The 17999-nt window shown below is 71.3% G+C and carries 15 protein-coding genes and 1 pseudogene; 4 read left to right on the top strand and 12 right to left on the bottom strand.

What is annotated here, in order from left to right:
* Positions 1-131: 131 nt before the first annotated feature.
* From E4099_RS14005 to trhA, 3 genes are all read right to left on the bottom strand, one after another.
* Positions 132-791, bottom strand: a complete 660-nt coding sequence (locus E4099_RS14005) for a TetR/AcrR family transcriptional regulator (RefSeq protein WP_135339372.1) — start codon at positions 789-791, stop codon at positions 132-134.
* A gap of 31 nt (positions 792-822) precedes the next feature.
* Positions 823-2775 carry an MFS transporter gene (locus E4099_RS14000; RefSeq protein WP_135339371.1) on the bottom strand — a complete coding sequence of 651 codons (1953 nt, stop codon included), beginning with the start codon at positions 2773-2775 and terminating at the stop codon, positions 823-825.
* A 217-nt stretch (positions 2776-2992) separates the two neighbouring features.
* Positions 2993-3694, bottom strand: a complete 702-nt coding sequence (gene trhA, locus E4099_RS13995; RefSeq protein WP_135339370.1) for a PAQR family membrane homeostasis protein TrhA — start codon at positions 3692-3694, stop codon at positions 2993-2995.
* 252 nt (positions 3695-3946) lie between these two features.
* Here trhA and E4099_RS13990 point away from each other — a divergent pair, with 252 nt between their 5' ends.
* From E4099_RS13990 to E4099_RS13975, 4 genes are all read left to right on the top strand, one after another.
* Positions 3947-5794: a phosphoenolpyruvate carboxykinase (GTP) gene (locus tag E4099_RS13990; protein WP_135339369.1), complete on the top strand. Its 1848-nt coding sequence runs from the start codon at positions 3947-3949 to the stop codon at positions 5792-5794.
* Positions 5795-5975: 181 nt separating this feature from the next.
* Positions 5976-6812 carry a pentapeptide repeat-containing protein gene (locus E4099_RS13985; protein ID WP_135339368.1) on the top strand — a complete coding sequence of 279 codons (837 nt, stop codon included), beginning with the start codon at positions 5976-5978 and terminating at the stop codon, positions 6810-6812.
* A gap of 449 nt (positions 6813-7261) precedes the next feature.
* Entirely contained in the window at positions 7262-7960 is a 699-nt protein-coding gene (locus E4099_RS13980; RefSeq protein WP_135339367.1) for a hypothetical protein, read from the top strand.
* Positions 7961-8119: 159 nt separating this feature from the next.
* On the top strand, positions 8120-8641 hold the full coding sequence (locus tag E4099_RS13975; RefSeq protein WP_135339366.1) for an isochorismatase family protein: 522 nt from the start codon (positions 8120-8122) through the stop codon (positions 8639-8641).
* Between the two features lie 76 nt (positions 8642-8717).
* Here E4099_RS13975 and E4099_RS13970 read toward each other — a convergent pair whose 3' ends face one another.
* From E4099_RS13970 to E4099_RS32980, 9 genes and pseudogenes are all read right to left on the bottom strand, one after another.
* The gene (locus tag E4099_RS13970; RefSeq protein ID WP_135339365.1) at positions 8718-9893 is read right to left on the bottom strand and encodes a DUF711 family protein; all 1176 of its coding nucleotides are present in this window, start codon (positions 9891-9893) and stop codon (positions 8718-8720) included.
* Complete coding sequence (locus tag E4099_RS13965) at positions 9890-11074, bottom strand: cytochrome P450 (RefSeq protein ID WP_135339364.1); 1185 nt, start codon at positions 11072-11074, stop codon at positions 9890-9892. Before E4099_RS13965 ends, E4099_RS13970 begins: the two co-directional genes overlap by 4 nt.
* Positions 11071-11805, bottom strand: a complete 735-nt coding sequence (locus E4099_RS13960) for a thioesterase II family protein (protein ID WP_135339363.1) — start codon at positions 11803-11805, stop codon at positions 11071-11073. The genes E4099_RS13965 and E4099_RS13960 overlap by 4 nt, the downstream gene beginning before the upstream one ends.
* Complete coding sequence (locus E4099_RS13955; protein WP_135339362.1) at positions 11802-13589, bottom strand: non-ribosomal peptide synthetase; 1788 nt, start codon at positions 13587-13589, stop codon at positions 11802-11804. Before E4099_RS13955 ends, E4099_RS13960 begins: the two co-directional genes overlap by 4 nt.
* A gap of 143 nt (positions 13590-13732) precedes the next feature.
* On the bottom strand, positions 13733-14425 hold the full coding sequence (locus E4099_RS13950) for a ubiquinone/menaquinone biosynthesis methyltransferase (protein ID WP_167828373.1): 693 nt from the start codon (positions 14423-14425) through the stop codon (positions 13733-13735).
* A 4-nt stretch (positions 14426-14429) separates the two neighbouring features.
* Positions 14430-15455, bottom strand: a complete 1026-nt coding sequence (locus E4099_RS13945) for a UbiA family prenyltransferase (protein ID WP_135339360.1) — start codon at positions 15453-15455, stop codon at positions 14430-14432.
* Between the two features lie 58 nt (positions 15456-15513).
* Positions 15514-16917 carry a cytochrome P450 gene (locus E4099_RS13940; protein WP_135339359.1) on the bottom strand — a complete coding sequence of 468 codons (1404 nt, stop codon included), beginning with the start codon at positions 16915-16917 and terminating at the stop codon, positions 15514-15516.
* Between the two features lie 401 nt (positions 16918-17318).
* The gene (locus E4099_RS13935) at positions 17319-17717 is read right to left on the bottom strand and encodes a nuclear transport factor 2 family protein (protein ID WP_135339358.1); all 399 of its coding nucleotides are present in this window, start codon (positions 17715-17717) and stop codon (positions 17319-17321) included.
* A 96-nt stretch (positions 17718-17813) separates the two neighbouring features.
* A pseudogene (locus E4099_RS32980) lies at positions 17814-17999 on the bottom strand (SCO4983 family protein); the annotation flags it as partial.

Genomic DNA, 17999 nt, shown 5'->3' with positions numbered 1-17999 from the left:
TCTGAGATGTGTATAAGACACAGGCCTTCGCGGGCTCCCGCGCATGGGCCCGGGTGGACACCCCCCGGCGTACGGGTACGCAAGACCGTGAACGGCCGGCCCGGCGGGTGCGCGGCGGGGAGGGCGGGCCGTCAGAGCGTCAGGCCGCGGGCCAGCACCGCCAGTGCCTGGTCCACCGTCTCCTCGTACGCCTCCAGGTCCTGGTCGACGGTGTGCAGGACGGCCTCCTGCATCGCCGCCAGGCTGGCGGCCACCACGACCCGTACCTCCAGGTCGTCCGCGTCCCGGCCGGTGCGTTCGGCTATCACGGCGCGCAGCATCTTGCCCGTCTTCCCCATCCCCTCGCTCATCCGGGCACGGATGGCGGGGGTGCGGCGGATCAGCCGGAGCCGGGTCAGCAGCTCGTCGCGCTCATGCTCGACCAGCTGCCGCATCGGGTCCACGATGGCGTGCCGCAGCGTCTCCATGAGCGGTTCGTCCGCCGGGCGGGCCAGCATCGCCTCGCGCACCGCCGGGTCGTACTCGTCGCTGAGCACGATGTCTTCCTTGGTGGGGAAGTAGCGGAAGACGGTGCTGGGGGAGACCTCGGCCGCCGCCGCGATCTGGTCGACCGGCGTGGCCTCGTAGCCCTGCTCCTCGAACAACCGGTAGGCCGCGTGCCGGATCGCCTGACGGGTCCGGATCTTCTTCCGCTCGCGGAGTCCGGTCGCGGGCGGTCGGAGCCCGGTCGGCGGCGTCGCGGGCGGCATCGCGGGCTCGGCGGCTGACGAGGTACTGGGTACGGGAGCCATGGGGCCATTGTCGGGCATGACCATGCGCAGGTCACGGGCCATTCGGGGCGGGAGCGGTGGACGGCCCGGCCGGCACCCGGGGGTTCGCCGGCCGGAGGGCGAGCAGCAGGGCCGCGGCCACCGCGATCCCGGCGGTGACCAACAGGGGGAGCGCCAGGTCGGACCGGGTGGCGGGCACGGTCCGGCCGGGGGCGGCTCGCCGGGGTGCGGGCACGCGGGGTGCGGCCGGGCCGGAGCCGGCGGTCTCGCTCTCCTCCAGGCCGGGGCGGGGCGCCGCCCCCGGCCCCTCCCGATCGGAAGCCGCCTCCCGCTCCTCCACGTCAGGGCCGGCCGCCTGCTGTTTCCCCTGGCCGGAGGCCACCCCCCGCTCCTCCAGGCCGGAGGCCACCTCTCGCTCCTCCAGGCCGGGGACGGCCGGGCCGAGGCCGGGCGCATCCCCCTCCTCCAGGCCGGGGCCGACCACCTCCCCCTTCTCCGGGCCGGAGGCCACCCCCCGGGGGTTCGGGAGTCGGAAGGCGAGCAGGAGGGCCGCGGCCACCGCGATCCCCGCCGTGACCAGCAGGGTGACACCCATCCCATGGACGAACGCCGCGTCGGCGGAGGCCGCCAGTCGGGGGCTGCCCAGCCGTTCGGCGGTCAGCCGTGCCGCCACCACCGAGTCGTCCGCGGCGCGGGCCGCCTCCGCCGGCAGGCCCGAGGTGTCCAGTCGACTCCGGTAGCCGCCGGCCAGCAGCGAGCCGAGGAGGGCGACACCGAGGGCCGCGCCGACCTGCCGCAGCGTCATCAGCAGCCCGGATCCGCTGCCCGCGCGGTCCTTGGGGAGCGCGCCCAGGGCCGCGTCCATGGCCGGGATGGTTCCGAAGCCGGCGCCGAAGCCGGTGATGGCCAGCCAGAGCGCGGTCGGCGGGTAGCCGTCCCCGGGCTCGGTGCGCGAGCCGAGCAGCGCGGCGGCGCCGAGCACCAGCAGGCCGGTGACCACCACCGGCCGGGGGCCCAGGAGTCGGGCGGCCGGGGCCGCCGTCTTCGCGCCGAGCAGCAGCCCGGCCATCATCGGCAGCAGCCGCAGCCCGGTGCCGAAGGCGTCATGGCCGAGTACCGCCTGGAGGTACTGGGGGACCAGGAAGAGCAGCCCCATCATGGTGAAGGTGACCAGGGTGGAGGCGAGGGCGTTCCATCGGAAGCCGGGCTGCCGCAGCAGGGGCAGGTCGAGCAGCGGGCGCGGGGCGCGGCGCTCGCGCAGCACCAGCCCGGTGAGCAGGACGACCCCGGCGCCCAGTGCGGTGAGGATCAGCGGATCGCGCCAGCCGCGGGTGGGGCCCTCGATGATGCCGTACACGAGCACGGCCAGTCCGCCGGCGACCAGGACGGTGCTGACCAGGTCGATCCGGGGCGTTGCCGGGTCCGAGGTCTCCGGCAGCAGGGTCAGGCAGGCCACCAGCCCGAGGATCGCCATCGGGATGTTGACCAGGAACACCGAGCCCCACCAGAAGTGCTCCAGCAGCAGTCCGCCGGCCAGCGGCCCCAGCGGCAGCCCGGCGGCCATGGCCGCGCTCATCGCGGCCACCGCCCGGGAGCGCTCCTCGGGCCCGAACAGCGCGGGCAGGGTGGACAGGGCGAGCGGGGTGATCAGTGCCGCCCCCAGTCCCATCACCACCCGCGCGGTGATCACCAGCCCGGGGGTGCCCACCAGGGCGCCCAGCACTGAGCCGGCCAGGAAGACCAGCAGCCCGGTGGCGAGCATCCGGCGCCGGCCGAAGCGGTCGCCGAGCAGCCCGGCCGGCAGCATCACGGCGGCGAAGACCACCGTGTAGGAGTCGGCGATCCACTGCTGCTCGCCGAGGTCCGCGCCGAGCTCCGCGCTCATGGTGGGCAGTGCGATGTTGAGGATCGTGGCGTCGAAGCCGAGCACCAGCATGGCCGCGACCAGGGCGGCCAGCGCCCACCAGCGGCGCGGACCGGGGTGGGCCGGGATCTGTCCGTGCATGGGCCGCCTCCCGGGCATGCGCGCGCCACCGCACAGGGCCGTGCCAACCGACCCGAGCGGGCGCTGAAGTTCCGTGACGCTGTCAAATCACGGTAGCCCCCAACTCGCTGTGACTGCCGGATATGCGGCGCGCGTGCCGCCGCCCGAGTCGGGGCCGGGCATGCGAAGGGGCCGCGACCTCGCTCGGCCGCGGCCCCTCGGGGAGGTGTGGGTGGTGTCAGTGGTGCTGGTAGGCCACCAGTGAGATGCCCACGTAGTGGACGACGAAGGCGGCCAGGGTGAAGGAGTGGAAGACCTCGTGGAAGCCGAACCAGCGGGGGGAGGGGTTGGGGCGCTTGGTGCCGTAGATGATCGCCCCCGCGCTGTACAGGACTCCGCCGACGATGATCAGCGTGAGCACGGCGATGCCGCCGGTGTGCAGGAAGTCGGGCAGGAAGAAGACCGCGGCCCAGCCCAGGGCGATGTAGCAGGGGGTGTAGAGCCAGCGCGGCGCGCCCACCCAGAAGACCCGGAAGGCGATGCCGGCCAGTGCTCCGGCCCAGACCAGCCAGAGCAGGAGCTGCTGCTTGCCGTTCGGTAGCAGGAGCAGGGTGAAGGGGGTGTAGGTGCCCGCGATGATCAGGAAGATGTTGGCGTGGTCGAGTCGGCGCAGTACCGCTGTGGCGCGCGGGCCCCAGTTCCCCCGGTGGTAGAGCGCGCTGACGCCGAACAGGGCGCAGGCGGTGAGGGTGAAGATCGCGCAGGCCAGTCGGCCGCGGAAGCTCCCCGCCAGAGCGGTGAGCAGCACGCCCGCGATCAGCGCGGTGGGGAACATCCCGGCGTGCAGCCAGCCGCGCAGACGCGGCTTGAGCGGGAGCGGCGGCCCGGCTGGCGCCGTGGCTGAGGTGTCGTCTTCGACGTCGGGCGCGGCGGCTGTCATGCGCTCATGCTAACTACGCGCCCGTAGGTTACGTCCGAGCGTCGAGTGGTGATGGTCACGGAGATGCCCTCTGGACAGAACGGCTGCACAGTCGGATGATCAAATGAGCGCGGTCGGCACCGGATGAGCTGAGCGTCCGGGTCGCAGCCCCCAAGGGGTAGCTGTCTCCATGTGCGGATGCACGTGCATGTATCCGCATAAACCCTCAACACCAACGCCGGGTAGCGACTCATCCGGCGGAACGGAGCGATCGTGGCGAGCAGTAATGCGGCCCCCCTTACGACCCCCAGCACCCCGCCTACCCGCCACCAGGGTCTGATCTCCTGGGTCGAGGAGATCGCCGCACTCACCCAGCCGGACCGCGTGGTCTGGTGCGACGGCTCCGAGGCCGAGTACGAGCGCCTGGCGGAGGAACTGGTCCAGAAGGGCACCTTCAAGCGGCTCGACCCGGTCAAGCGCCCCAACTCGTACTACGCCGCCTCCGACCCCAGCGACGTGGCACGCGTCGAGGACCGCACCTTCATCTGCTCCGAGAAGGAGGAGGACGCGGGCCCGACCAACCACTGGAAGGCCCCCGCGGAGATGCGTGAGATCTTCGCCGGTGAGCAGGGCGTCTTCCGCGGCTCGATGCGCGGTCGCACCATGTACGTGGTGCCGTTCTGCATGGGCCCGCTGGGCTCCCCGCTCTCCGCGATCGGTGTGGAGATCACCGACTCCGCGTACGTCGCCGTCTCCATGCGCACCATGACCCGCATGGGCCAGCCCGTCCTGGACGAGCTGGGCGACGACGGTTTCTTCGTCAAGGCCGTGCACACCCTGGGCGCCCCGCTGGCCGAGGGCGAGGCGGACGTCCCGTGGCCGTGCAACTCCACCAAGTACATCTCGCACTTCCCGGAGAGCCGCGAGATCTGGTCGTACGGCTCCGGCTACGGCGGCAACGCGCTGCTCGGCAAGAAGTGCTACGCGCTGCGCATCGCCTCGGTGATGGCCCGCGACGAGGGCTGGCTCGCCGAGCACATGCTGATCCTCAAGCTCACCCCGCCGCAGGGCGAGGCCAAGTACGTGGCCGCCGCCTTCCCGTCCGCCTGCGGCAAGACCAACCTGGCCATGCTGGAGCCCACCGTCCCCGGCTGGACCGTGGAGACCATCGGCGACGACATCGCCTGGATGCGCTTCGGTGAGGACGGCCAGCTGTACGCGATCAACCCGGAGGCGGGCTTCTTCGGCGTCGCGCCCGGCACCGGCGAGCACACCAACGCCAACGCCATGAAGACCCTGTGGGGCAACTCGGTCTTCACCAACGTCGCGCTCACCGACGACGGCGACGTCTGGTGGGAGGGCATGACCGAGGAGAAGCCGGCCCACCTGACCGACTGGCGCGGCAACGACTGGACCCCGGAGTCCGAGACCCCGGCCGCCCACCCCAACGCCCGCTTCACCACCCCCGCCGGGCAGTGCCCGATCATCGCGCCCGAGTGGGAGGACCCCAAGGGCGTGCCGATCTCCGCGATCCTCTTCGGCGGCCGCCGGGCCAGCGCGGTGCCGCTGGTCACCGAGTCCTTCACCTGGCAGCACGGTGTCTTCCTGGGCGCCAACGTCGCCTCCGAGAAGACCGCGGCCGCCGAGGGCAAGGTCGGCGAGCTGCGCCGCGACCCGTTCGCCATGCTGCCGTTCTGCGGCTACAACATGGGCGACTACATGGGCCACTGGGTCAAGCTGGGCGCCGAGGCGCAGCGCGAGGGCCGCGGCGACAAGCTGCCGAAGATCTACTACGTCAACTGGTTCCGCAAGAACGACGCCGGCAAGTTCGTGTGGCCCGGCTACGGCGAGAACAGCCGCGTCCTGAAGTGGATCGTCGACCGCCTGGACGGCCGCGCCGAGGGCGTCGAGACCCCGATCGGCGTGCTGCCGACCAAGGAGTCCCTGGACACCGAGGGCCTGGACCTGTCCGAGGAGGAGCTGGACTTCCTGCTCACCGTGGACAAGGACGTCTGGCGCGAGGAGGCGGCGCTGGTCCCCGCCCACCTGGAGACCTTCGGTGAGCACACCCCGAAGGAGCTGTGGGACGAGTACCGGGCGCTGGTCGAGCGCCTCGGCTGAGCCTGACGCGGCCCGAGCGCCGCACCCCGCCCCGGCCCGTACGCCGCCCCGACCCGGGGGCGCGTACGGGCCGGCGCGGTTTCCGGGAGCAGCGGTGCGGGCGGGCCGCGGCAAGGCGTTAACGTGGGAAGCCGCCCGCGGCGACCGGCCGCCCCGACCACCCGTGGCAGGAGAGCCCGCCGTGTCCTCGAAGACCGAAGCCCAGCCGTCCACCCCGGTCCCGCCGGAGCTGCGCGCCGACTGCGGCGACTGCTTCGGCCTGTGCTGTGTGGCCCTGCCCTTCGCCGCCTCGGCCGACTTCGCGGTGAACAAGGCGGCCGGCACGCCCTGCGCCAACCTCCGCGCCGACTTCGGCTGCGGTATCCACGCCCGGCTGCGGGACAAGGGCTTCTCCGGCTGCACCGTCTTCGACTGCTTCGGCGCCGGGCAGAAGATCTCCCAGCTCACCTTCGCCGGCCAGGACTGGCGGCGGCACCCCGAGAACGCCCCCGCGATGTTCGCCGCCTTCCCCGTGATGCGGCAGTTGCACGAGCTGCTCTGGTACGTCACCGAGTCCCTGACCCGTCCCGAGGCCCGCCCCGTCCACGCCGAGCTGCGGCGGACCCGCGCCGAACTCGACCGCCTCACCCGCGGCACCGCCGAGGAACTGGCCGAGCTGGACGTGCCCGCGATCCGCGCCCGGACCAACGAACTCCTGGTCCGCACCGGCGAACTGGTGCGCGCCGCGGTCCCCGGCCGCAAGAAGCGCAACCACCGCGGCGCGGACCTCATCGGCGCCCGCCTCACCCGGGCCGACCTGCGCGGCGCCAACCTGCGCGGTGCCTATCTGATCGCCGCCGACCTGCGCGGCGCCGACCTGCGCTCGGCCGACCTGATCGGCGCCGACCTCCGCGACGCGGACCTCACCGGGGCCGACCTCACCGGTGCCGTCTTCCTCACCCAGTCCCAACTGAACGCGGCCCGCGGCGACACCACGACCCGCATCCCCGACGGCCTGGAACCCCCGGCCCACTGGTGACGACGTCCGCGACAGCCAGGTCTCGATCCCGCCGGTGAAAGGGATGGCCATCTGCGCCGCGGCACCGAGATGCGCGGTCGGCGGGTAGGGCGTTTCCTGAGAGGGGGCGCATGTGAAACCCACTCACTGGGCTACATGCAGCCATGGGCGTTGTCGGCGTGACGGCCGCAGCCGCGGTGAGTGACACAGGGGCGTGTCATGGCTGTCACGGGAGGGTGTCCGCCCATGCGCAGGGCGGTCCCGTATCCGCGACTCGGCCTGCGCAACCTGCCCCGCACGACACCGATGGCGACAGCGTCACCGACAACGCCGTGATCGGCCTTGTGGGCCAGGCACGCGATCAAAGCGGCCCGCCTCATCGACCGGTTGGCGACAAGATGCAGGGCTCATTCCCCCCTCGCATCCTGGAATCAGGATGCGAGGACTGGCAAGCCCGAGGAGGGTTGGTCGTGATTACGGTAGTGAACAAGTCGACCCGCTGCAGCGACGACGACGTACGCACCATGACCCGCGCCTGCGCTGCCCAGGTCCAGCAACATGCGGCACCGGCCTGGGGCCAGGTTCCCATTCCGGTCGTCTACGCCGCCAGCGAGCAGGAGGCTCCTCCCGGAGCCTGGGTCATCGCGGTCCTCGACGATCCCGACCAGGCCGACGCGCTCGGCTGGCACACCGAGTCGGAAGGCGACGTGATCTTCGGCCGGGTCTTCGCCGCACCCGTGCTCGACAACGGCGGCCAGGTACTCTCGGGACCACTCACCGTCTCCAGCGTGCTCAGCCACGAGGTGCTCGAGACACTGGTCGACTCGCACGTGAACCTGTGGGCCTCGAACAACAACGGCGAGTCCGTCGCCCTGGAGGTCGGCGATCCGGTGGAGTCCGACTCCTACGAGGTGACCGTGCCCGGCGCCGGGCCGGTGTCAGTGTCCAACTTCGTCACCCCCCACTGGTTCGACCCCCAGGCCGGCCCGCACGAGAAGCTCGACTGGCTCGGCAACGTCAAGAAGCCCTTCCAGATGACCAAAGGCGGTTACGTCATCGTCATGCGCGAGGGGAAAACCCAGCAGATCTTCGGCGACACCTATCCCGAGTGGCGCAAGCAGGCCAAGCTCGCCGACACCTCCCGATCCGCCCGGCGCACAGGCTCCTGACACCCGCAGGCTCCCGCCCCGGGCGAATCCATGCGGGGCGGGAGAGCACCCGACCGGTCGGGAAGGGGATCCAGGCCCCCGGAACGGCTGCGCGCGGCAACCCCGTTCCGTTCAGTGAGCTGGTGGAACCCCGCGGAACTTCGGGGCTACCGTGGCGGCATGCGAACTCTCGACCCTCACCGTACGGCGCTCGTCCTGATCGACCTGATGGAACGGATCGTCGACCTGCCCCTGGAACCCCGGCCGGGGAGCGAGGTGGTGGAGGCCGCGCTCACCCTGGCCGCGGGGTGCCGGGCGGCGGGCGCGCCGGTCGTGGCGGTCCGCGTGGAGCGGCCGAACGTGGCGGAGCAGCCGCCGGGCAGCGGGCTGGTCAAGGGGGTCGCCGAACTCGCGGACGAGGTGGTGGTCAAGCGCACCATCGGCGGCTTCCACGGCACCGAGCTGCATGAGCTGCTCCGGAAGCGGGACGTGGACACCCTGGTGTTCGCCGGCATCGCGACCAATCTCGGGGTGGAGTCCACCGCGCGGGCGGCCGCCGACCACGGCTACGACCTGGTGTTCGTGGAGGAGGGCCTGGCCGCGCTGACGGCCGACGAGCACCGGGCGGCCGTCGCGCTGGACTTCCCCCGCCTCGGCGAGGTGGTCGGCCTCGCCGAGCTGAGCTGGGGGCCGGAGGCCTGACGAAGCGTGGGTGGGCGGTGCGGTCGGGCCGGTCCCGAACCCCGGCCGGGCCGACCGCACGCCCGTACGTCCCACCTCACCTCGAAGCGGCCGCCGGATAGTCGATGTTGATGATCGGCTCCGCCCGGAACGCGGTGCGCGGGGAGGCGGAGCCGGGCGGGGCGAGCATCAGGCGGGCGGAGAGGGGTTTGGCCCACCGGGCGGACAGCGCGGCCATGTCCCCGATCATGGCGGTGACCTCGTGCTCCGGGGTCCAGCCGGGCAGCGGGATGGTGTCCATGCCCGCTCCGCAGACCGAGGAGTAGGCGAGCACCGAGTCGGCGTTGATACGGCCCTCCTGCCAGGCCAGGGCCAGCACCTGGTCTTCCAGTACGGGGAGCATCAGCCCCCCGTACCCGACGATGGGCAGGCCGACCGAGCGGATGCCGGCGGTGACGGCCGCGCAGGTCGCCAGGGTGCCGGGGGAGCCGAAGCGGATGCCGCCGACGGTTTCCAGGAACTCTCCGACGCTGGCGTCCGGTGCGCAGGCGGGGGAGGGGTCGAAGCCGTGGAGGAGCAGACCCCGCTGGGCGCAGGCGGGTGCCAGCAGGTCGGCGACGGGGCCCAGTTGGTCCTGGAGGCAGGCGCGGGTCAGTGCGGTGGCCTCGGTGAGGCCGCGGGGGCCTTGGGCCCGGGCCCGGGCGAGCAGGGGGCCGGCCGACTGGAGCGCCACGCTGACGCCCGGGCCGCCGCCGTCGCCGAAGGAGCCGGGGAACAGCGGGGCGTTGGCGGGCAGGTTGCCGATGGCGGCGAACCGGAAGTTGGCCTCCGGGTCACGTTCCGCCAGCTCGCGGACGACGGCGCCGCTGAAGTCGACGGCGGCCCGGTCCACCTCGGGCCCGTCGGCGACGAGGACGGAGAGGAACAGCGCCGGGTGGGCGACCAGGACCTCCGCCACCTCGGAGGGCTGGAGCCTCGCCAGCGCGGTGGGGCGCAGTGCGGTCAGGGAGGCGCTGCCCACGCCCGAGCGCCGGCAGGCCTCGGCCAGGTCGGCGGCGCGGGCGCGGAGCCGGTCCGGGTCCAACGGTCCGTCCAGGGCGGGGCTGGACAGGCGCACGGTCTGCACCTCGTATCCGGCGCGGGCGAGCTCCGCACCGATCTCCAGCGCCCGCTCGCCGTGGGCGCTGATGGCGGAGGTGTCGGCTCGCTCGGCACCGAACACCTCCGCGGGGAGGCAGAGGGTCACGGCCCGTACGGGAGGCAGGTGCGTCATGGGTGGAGCACCACCGGGAGTGCGTTGAGGCCCCAGGTGAAGTTGGAGCCGTTGTAGCGGGGCTCGCCCTCCAGGGTCATGGAGGTCACCGTGGAGCGCAGGGTCCGCAGGTAGGCCGTGACCTCCAGCCGGGCGAGGCGGCTGCCCAGGCAGGCGTGGCGGCCCGCGCCGAAGCTCAGGTGCCGGTTGCCGGTCCGTCCGACGTCGAACACGTCCGGGTCGTCGAAGACCTCCTCGTCCCGGTTGGCCGAGCCGATCCAGGTCACGATGCGCTGCCCGGGGGCGATCTCGGCCTCGCCGACCCGGACGGGCTCGGTCGCGGTCCGCATCACGTGCATCCCGGGCACCGACCAGCGCAGCCCTTCCTCGGTGGCCACGGCCGGGTCGACCTTTCCGCCGGCGATACGGGCCCACTGCTCGGGGTGTTCGGCCAGCTGGTGGGTGAGGGAGGCCAGGGTGTAGCGGGTGGTCTCGTTGCCGCCGGCCAGAATGCCGCTGAGGTTGAAGACCAGCTCCTCGTCGGTCAGCTCGGTGCCGCTGTGGTTCCGGGCGGTGAGTCCGCTGATGAAGTCGTTGGCGGCGGTCTTGCGGTTCTCGTTCACCAGGTCGATGAAGTACTTGAAGATCTCGCCGTTCGCGGTGATCCGGCGGACCTCCGAGGGGGACTCGAACGCCTCGGTGGTCTTCTTCCCGATCCACTCCCAGTCGGACCGGGGCAGGCCCATGATCGCGCAGATGACATCGGTGGGGATGCGTTCGAGGTGCGTGATCAGGTCCGGTTCCGGCCGGCGCAGGGCCGCCGCCACGACGTCGGCGACGACCTGCTCCACGTACTCCTCGGCCCGGCCGAGGACCTCGTGCGAGAAGGGCTGGATGAACACGCGCTTCATCCGCGTGTGGTCGGGCGGGTCGGAGACGATGAGCATCTTGTTCGCGACCGCGCTGACGGCCGGGTCGTCGGAGTCCAGCCGCATCCCCTTGGTGGAGCTGAGCCGGGTGCTGTCGCGGTGCACGGCCACCACGTCGCGGTACCGGGTGACGCTCCAGAAGCCCTCCGGTGCGCCGGGCGGCTGCTGCCAGGACACCGGGTCATGGGCCCGGTACCAGGCGAAGGTCTCGTAGAACCCGGTTCCCTCGAACAGGCCCGGCGCGAACAGGTCCGGAGCCGTCAGCTGGTTCATCGCCGCACCGCCCCACCCGGAGCGGTCTCGAACGCGGCGTCCGAGAGCAGCCCGATGAGGACCTCCTGGTCCATGAGGTGGTGGTGATCCGCGTCGATCATGTGGTGTCCTCGGTAGTCGGTCGAGCGCTCCTGCCAGCCGGACATCTGCTCGGTGGTGACGATGTCGTCATGGCGCCCCGACACCGAACGCAGCGGGGTACCGGTCAGGGGCGCGGACGGAACCCGGTAGTCGGCCATCAGGCGCAGGTCCGCGCGCATCGTCGCCAGCGCGTAGTCGGCGAGCCCGGAGCCGCGGACGGCCGGCGGCAGCAGGGCCGTCAGCTCCGCCAGGGGCGGGTCCGCGGCGGGGAAGTCCCGCCAGTACTCGGGTGAGCGGGCCGCGGCCACCAGCAGCGAGCGGGGCGCGACACCCTCGGATTCCAGTCTCCGCGCGACCTCGAAGGCGATGATCGCACCGAGGCTCAGGCCGAGGAAGGCCGGCGGCCGGTGCGACGGCAGCTCGCGCAGCTCGGCGCTGAGGTGGTCGACGACCTCGGACAGGCCGCTCGCCGGAGGGTCCTGCAGCCGGTCCTCGCGCCCGGGCAGCTGCACCCCCAGCAGGCGCAGCCCGGAGGGGAGCGCCGGGGCGAGGGCCCGCAGGCGCAGGCAGCCGGCGCCGGACTGCGGGAACACCACCACCGTGCCGGCGGTGCCTTCCTCGGCCGGGGTGAAGGAACGCAGATAGCTCACGCCGTCCCCGTCCCCTTCTGCGGCTCCGTGATCCGGTCGGCCAGCGCCCGAGGGGTTCGGGCGGTGAGGACGTCGTTGATGGTGAGGGTGGTTCCCAGCTCGTCCTCGATGCGCGCGGCCAGTTGCGCGGCCAGGAGGGAATGCCCGCCGACGGCGAAGAAGTCGGAGTCCTCGGCGACGCTCTGCCCGAACACCCCGCTCCAGGCGGTCAGGATGCCGGCGAGGACATCGCCGTCCCGCCCCCGCGGGCCACCGTCCGCCGCCGGGTCCTGGCGGGCGGCCAGTTCGGCTTCGCCGAGGGCCGCCACCTCGCGGCGCGCGACCTTGCCGGTCGCCTCGACGGGCACCTCGTCGACGCGGTGGACGAAGCTCGGGCACAGCTGCCGTGGCAACCGGGCGGCGAACTCCGCGGTGAGCCGCTGGTGCAGGGCGTCGTCCAGGGGCGTACCGGACTCCGTGCGCAGGCCGATGGCGAGGGTGTGCGGCTCGCCGCGCAGATAGGCCACCGCCTGCTCGACCCCGGGCACCTCGCGGGCGATGCTCTCGACCTCTTCGAGCTCGATGCGGAAGCCGCCGATCTTGACCTGGTTGTCGGCCCGGCCGAGGTACTCCAACTGCCCGTCGGCGCGGAGCACCCCGAGGTCGCCGGTGCGGAAGTGCCGGGCGCCGTTCCGGTCGACGAAGCGCTCGGCGCCCGCCCCGCTCGTACCGACATAGCCGAGCGCGACCCCGGCGCCGCCGATCAGGACCTCGCCGGTGGTGCCGGCGGGGACCTCATTCAGATCGGCGTCGACCACGGTGACGGTGCAGCCCGCCAGCGGACGGCCGATGGTGCGGGGGTCGTCGCCGCGGGCGGTGTCGGCCATGGTGGCGGCGATGGTGGCCTCGGTGGGCCCATAGGCGTTGATCACCCGGTCGGCGCTCTCCTCCAGCCGCAGGACCAGGGAGTCCGGGCAGCGCTCACCGGCCACCACCGCCACCTCGACCGGCGGCAGCTTGTCGATCGCGGCGTAGAGCGAGGGGGTCATGCACAGGTTGTCGATCTGCCAGGCGGCCAGGGCGTCGGCCACCCGGCCCCGCGCGGCGTCGACGGCCACGCAGGTGACGCCGTTGACGAAGGGGGTGAGGGTCGACCACAGCCAGCCGTCGAAGCCCGGGGAGACCACGCAGACGGCCCGACTGCCCGGCCGGTAGCCCAGCGATTCGGCGTCGGCCAGGAAGTTCTCCAGGGCCGCGGCGCCGACGCGCACCCCCTTGGGGCGACCGCTGGTGCCCGAGGTGTAGACGACGTACGCCTCCGCCTCGGGCGTACCGCAGGCCCACGCCGCGTCGGCGGACTCGGTGAGGGGAGCCTCGTCGGGGCCGGTCTCGGAGCCGGACACCTCGATCACCGTCAGGCCCAGGTCCGCGGCCTGAGGCTCCGAGGACAGCAGCACCGCGCAGCCGGCGTCCCGGACCGTCCAGCGCAGGCGCTCCACCGGATGCCGTTCGTCCAGCAGCACCGCCGAGGATCCGTTCGCCCAGACCGCCAGCAGACTGCTCAGCGCATAGCGCGAGCGGCCGGCCATGACGGCGACCCGGTCACCCGCCCCGACCCCGGCCCGGCCGAGCCGCCCGGCCAGGATCCGTGTGGAGGCGGCGATCTCTCGCCAGGTCAGCTCGCCCTCGTCGATTCCGACGGACCCGGTCCGATCGGGGTACTCACGGGCCCAGCGTTCCAGTGCCTTTTTCGCGTGGGATATGTGAGGAACGACTGGGGTGCTGGTCGAAACGGATGTGCTCACAAGGACTCCCCTCCCGGTTCACCGAGAATCTTCTGGCGCGTCGAGATACCTCTGCTGTCAGTTGTCCCTCTGCACGGACCCGCTCCGAGATCCCCGACCCGGGGGAGATAAAGGCGGCAATGCGGTTCGGCGTGCCGCCGCCATCACCTCGACTTGGTGGCCCACAGGATGACGTTCGTGCCGAAGAACTTCTTTCGCCATCCGATGTCCTTGAAACCAAGTTCCTTCAGCATTCTGGCGATTTGCTGCGGCGACTCGAAGGCGAGCGTGCTGGATTCCAGATAGCTGTAGGAAGAGCGGTCGCGGGCCACCATCTGTCCCAGCAGCGGAACGACGGTGCGGACTCCCCAATTCATGACCGGCTTGGTGATGCCGCTCGGGGGGCAGGTTTCGAGAATCACCATGCGGCCGCCGGGCTTGAGCACCCGGTGCTGCTCGCGCAGCACGGTGTCCAGGTCCGAGACGTTCCTGAGGAGGTAGCCCTCGGTGATTCCGTCGAAGGACTCGTCCTCGAACGGCAGGTCGGTCGCGTCCGCGTGCTGCCAGCGCACCCTGTTCGCCCCGGGCTTGGTCCGGGCGCGCCGCAGCATCTCCTCGGAGAAGTCGGCGCCGGTCACGGTGGCGGTGGGGTAGCGTCGGGCCGCCGCCAGGGCGATCACACCCGTGCCGGTGGCCAGGTCCAGCAGCTGCCCGCCGGCCGGCGGCGCGACCCGCGCGGCCACCTCGCGGCACCACTTCTCATGACGCCCCAGCGTCATGACCCAGTTCATCCGGTCGTAGTACCCCGCGATCTTCTGGAAGATCCCGTGGACTTCGGAGCCCTTGTCACGAGGCATGCGGTCAATGGTCACTGATCGGACCTCCTCCACCTGGAACGCTCATCGCCGACTCGGCCCGGTCCAGATGGCGACTGGCCCTGGAGTCCCTTCCGGACACATCCGACCAGACCATGACGGAGACAGCGAGGAGCCCGATCACTGCCGAGCCCACCGACGGTCGCCACGCGAAGAGCAGAAGGCCGAGGAACACAACGGACACATACATGTCGCGTTGGCCGACCAGGTTGTACTCGAGCTGCGTTCGGGCCCGGACCATGCCGATCATGTTAGCCACGGCCGGCAGCGTCATGAGGCCCACGTACGCCAGACGATCGGGCAGCTCGCTGACGAGGACCAGCACCGGGAACGCCACATAGACCAGCGTGGTCGCCGCCGCCGCGGCCCAGGCGGCCGAGCGCTGCGAGGACATGAGCGCGGGGATCGTCCGGAGCCCGGCCGCCTTGTCGCCCGCGTAGTCCGGGACGTTCTTCATGATTCCCTTGGCGAAGTACCAGAAGAACAGGAATGCCCCGAGGGCGATCGGCTGGTAGCCGTCGTAATGCGGAACCGTCCCCCACGAGTCCCCGAGGAGCGAGCCCGCGATGAACGGTTCGGTGACCGCCATCGCGAACACCGCCATACCGGTGACGGGCAGGCCCTTGAGGCGGAAACGCGGTGAGGAGTAGCCGAGCACCAGGAACACGCTGAAAACCCAGATGATGCTCATCGCGAGCGATATCGCCAGGGACAGCAGGAGCATGATGCCCAGGCTGATGTACACGATCCGGGTGAGGGTCTGCTCGCCCGCCGTTTCGACCAGTTTCAGGCGGCCCGGTACGTTCTTTCCGTCCTCCACGAGGTCCGTCACGGCATTGTGGGCATTGGCGGCCAGCGGGGCGAGGACATGGAAGACGACACCGAGCAGCACCACGAGGTCGAGGCTGTGGTCGGCCACGGCCACGCCCACGCAGTAGGAGAGGGGGGTGACCAGAAGCGTACGGGGACGCAGCAGCTCGACTATCGCGTTGAAACGTGCCATGCGGCCCATGGGTCAACCTCTCGCATGATGTCGTGCGTTTGCCAGAAGACGGGTGCCGGTGGCGGGCTCAGAGCTTTCTGAGGCGCAGTTTGAAACCGTCGCGAGGCCGCAGGGTGATGAGCGCCTCCGGGTCCGGCCCCACGGAATCGTGGAGTGAGATCTCGAATTTCTCGATGACGCCCATCACCAGGAGGCTCATCTCCATCATCGCGAAGCCCTTCCCGATGCACATGTGCGCACCGGCACCGAAGGGCAGGTACGTGCCCTTTGCCGGGGTGCCGTTCGCGAAACGCTCGGGAATGAACTCGTCGGGCCGCTCCCAGATATCCGGATCCCGTTGGATGGCCGCGACATTGAGCATCACCATCGTTCCCTCGGGGGCCTTGGCCGAGCCGATGAGCGCGTCCTTCTTGGCCTGCCGCGGAATGGTCGGGGACGGCGGGAAGAGCCGCATGCTCTCGTTGATGACGCACTGCAGGAACGCACTCTCCGACGGCTCCCCGCGGCCGGCCGCGGCCCCGTCCCGCTCGGACGGCGTGCCGGAGCGTGCCTCCTCCCGCAGCCGCCGCTGGATGTCGGGGTAGCAGGCGAGCAGGTAGAGGATCCAGGTCAGCGCGCTGGCCGTGGTCTCGAAGGCGGCCAGGAACGTGGTCAGGACCTCGTCCCGCACCTCCACGTCGGTCAGCGGGGCCTTGTCCTCGCCGACCCGGGCCGCCAGCAGCAGGTCCAGCAGGTCGCCCTGCTCCTCCTCGGACCGGTGCCGTTCGTCGATGATCCGGTAGACCAGGGTGTCGAGGTTCCGCAGCACCGCGGTGAACTCGCGGTTCCGCCGGTTCGGCACGCTCACCGGCAGGTTGAAGGGGCCTCGCAGCCGGCGTTCGACGAAGTCGAGGAGGAACGAGGCCACCTCGGGCGTGATGATGTCGGAGACGGTGTCGCCGTACCGGCTGAACATGCAGATCGACACGGTGTCCAGGGCGACGCCCAGCATCTCCCCGTGGACGTCCAGCTCGGTGCGGTCCTGCTCCTCCCACCGCCTGATGCGGTCGGAGACCACCGTCACCATCTTCTGCCGCATGCCGGCGATGGTGGAGCGGCTGTACATGGGCTGGAGGGCCCGGCGCCGCAGCAACCAGTTCTGGTGGTCCGGGTTGCTGATCAACCCGTCCCCGAGCACCAGCCTCAGGGGGTTTTCGCCGCCCGGTTTGCCGAAGGTCTGGATATCCGAGAGGACAATGTCCGCGGCGGTGCTTCGATTGACGAAGATGATGCTCTTGGGGCCGACGCTGAAATACGACACTTCATCGCCGGTCGAAGCGGCGTGCTGGATGGCATTCAGCAGGTTCGCCCGCAGCTGGAGAAGGTCTCCGACCAGCGGAACGCGTGTCCGCGGTGCCGTCGGTTTGGCGAGCACACCGCTGTCGTGGCGTATCTGTCGCGTGGGTAGTGCGCTGCTTGCAGTTTCTGCCATCCCCGATCCCTGTGGTCAGTCGATGTGTTGTGCAGAGCGCTGAATATGGAGGCCGTGAGCCCATGTGGAGTACGACGGGAAAGTCGGGGTGTCACTGTTTTCGGCTGGCCTGCCGAGATCCCCGGGATCTTACCAAGATCTTTTTACCGTGGGAGGTCGATCGACGCAAGATCCTGACAGGAAGATGCCACTCGGATTGCGGCTTTGTGTTCCTCGCGGTGTCTAAACATATTGAGCGGATTTGTTTGAGTTGATTTGCCTGAGGGGGGTATTGCGGGATGGCGGTCGGGCAAATGCGGACCTTCGCCCCGGGGCCGGTCGATCGCGGTCGCGCGCCCCCGGGGCCGGTCGATCGGGACCTTCGCCCCGGGGTCGGTCGATCGCGGCCGCGGTGCGCTCCGTCAGGGGCGGTCGTGCCAGGAGAAGGCGGCGATCCGCCAGCCCTCGGGGGTCCGGACGAACTGGAAGGTCTTGGTGCCGGTGCCCTCGAACGGCTCGCCGTCCAGCGTTCCGGACTTGGCGTACTCACCGGTGCGCGAGGCGATGTCGCCCGCGATCTCGGTGCGTTCCGAGGTCTCCCACTCGGAGAACTCGACCAGCCGCCCCTCGGGCAGCAGGCGCGCGCGGGGCTCGATGAACTCCTCCACGGTGTAGACCGTGAACTGCGGACCAGTCATGACGATGGTGCCGCCCGGCAGCATCAACCGCCGGATCCGCTCCACATCGGCGGGCTTGCCGCCCCGGTTGTCGAAGGCGCCGAAGAACTCGGCGGCGAGGGCGTCTATATCGGCTTGGGACACGCGCGCGACCGTAACACCGGGCGGCCCGCCGCGTCCCGGTCCGCGCCGTCCGGGAGGGCGCCCCCGCCCGGCGGCGCGCGATCCCGCGAGGCGGTCCTACTCGGCCGGGATCCCCAGGGCCTGCGCGTGGGCGGCCAGCCGGGCCGCGGACAGCCTCGTGCCGGCGGGGTCCTCGCAGGCGGCGGCGGCGACCAGCGCGCTCCCGGCCAGGGTGTGCGCCCGCTGGTGGAGCCGGGCCACCCGCTGGGGCAGTCGGGAGCCGCCCTGGGGGAGGGTGGGGGC

It is taken from the genome of Streptomyces palmae (assembly GCF_004684805.1).
GTDB classification, from domain to species: Bacteria; Actinomycetota; Actinomycetes; order Streptomycetales; family Streptomycetaceae; genus Streptomyces; species Streptomyces palmae.
The sequence above is the reverse complement of the archived record's forward strand: the minus strand, read 5'-3'. Positions and strand labels throughout refer to the sequence as shown.

What these genes read in the sequence shown, in the direction of transcription:
- E4099_RS14005 (WP_135339372.1), bottom strand. Translation starts at nt 791, where the DNA reads ATGGCTCCCGTACCCAGTACCTCGTCAGCCGCCGAGCCCGCGATGCCG.
- E4099_RS14000 (WP_135339371.1), bottom strand. Translation starts at nt 2,775, where the DNA reads ATGCACGGACAGATCCCGGCCCACCCCGGTCCGCGCCGCTGGTGGGCG.
- trhA (WP_135339370.1), bottom strand. Translation starts at nt 3,694, where the DNA reads ATGACAGCCGCCGCGCCCGACGTCGAAGACGACACCTCAGCCACGGCG.
- E4099_RS13975 (WP_135339366.1), top strand. Translation starts at nt 8,120, where the DNA reads ATGCGAACTCTCGACCCTCACCGTACGGCGCTCGTCCTGATCGACCTG.
- E4099_RS13970 (WP_135339365.1), bottom strand. Translation starts at nt 9,893, where the DNA reads ATGACGCACCTGCCTCCCGTACGGGCCGTGACCCTCTGCCTCCCCGCG.
- E4099_RS13965 (WP_135339364.1), bottom strand. Translation starts at nt 11,074, where the DNA reads ATGAACCAGCTGACGGCTCCGGACCTGTTCGCGCCGGGCCTGTTCGAG.
- E4099_RS13950 (WP_167828373.1), bottom strand. Translation starts at nt 14,425, where the DNA reads ATGCCTCGTGACAAGGGCTCCGAAGTCCACGGGATCTTCCAGAAGATC.
- E4099_RS13945 (WP_135339360.1), bottom strand. Translation starts at nt 15,455, where the DNA reads ATGGGCCGCATGGCACGTTTCAACGCGATAGTCGAGCTGCTGCGTCCC.
- E4099_RS13940 (WP_135339359.1), bottom strand. Translation starts at nt 16,917, where the DNA reads ATGGCAGAAACTGCAAGCAGCGCACTACCCACGCGACAGATACGCCAC.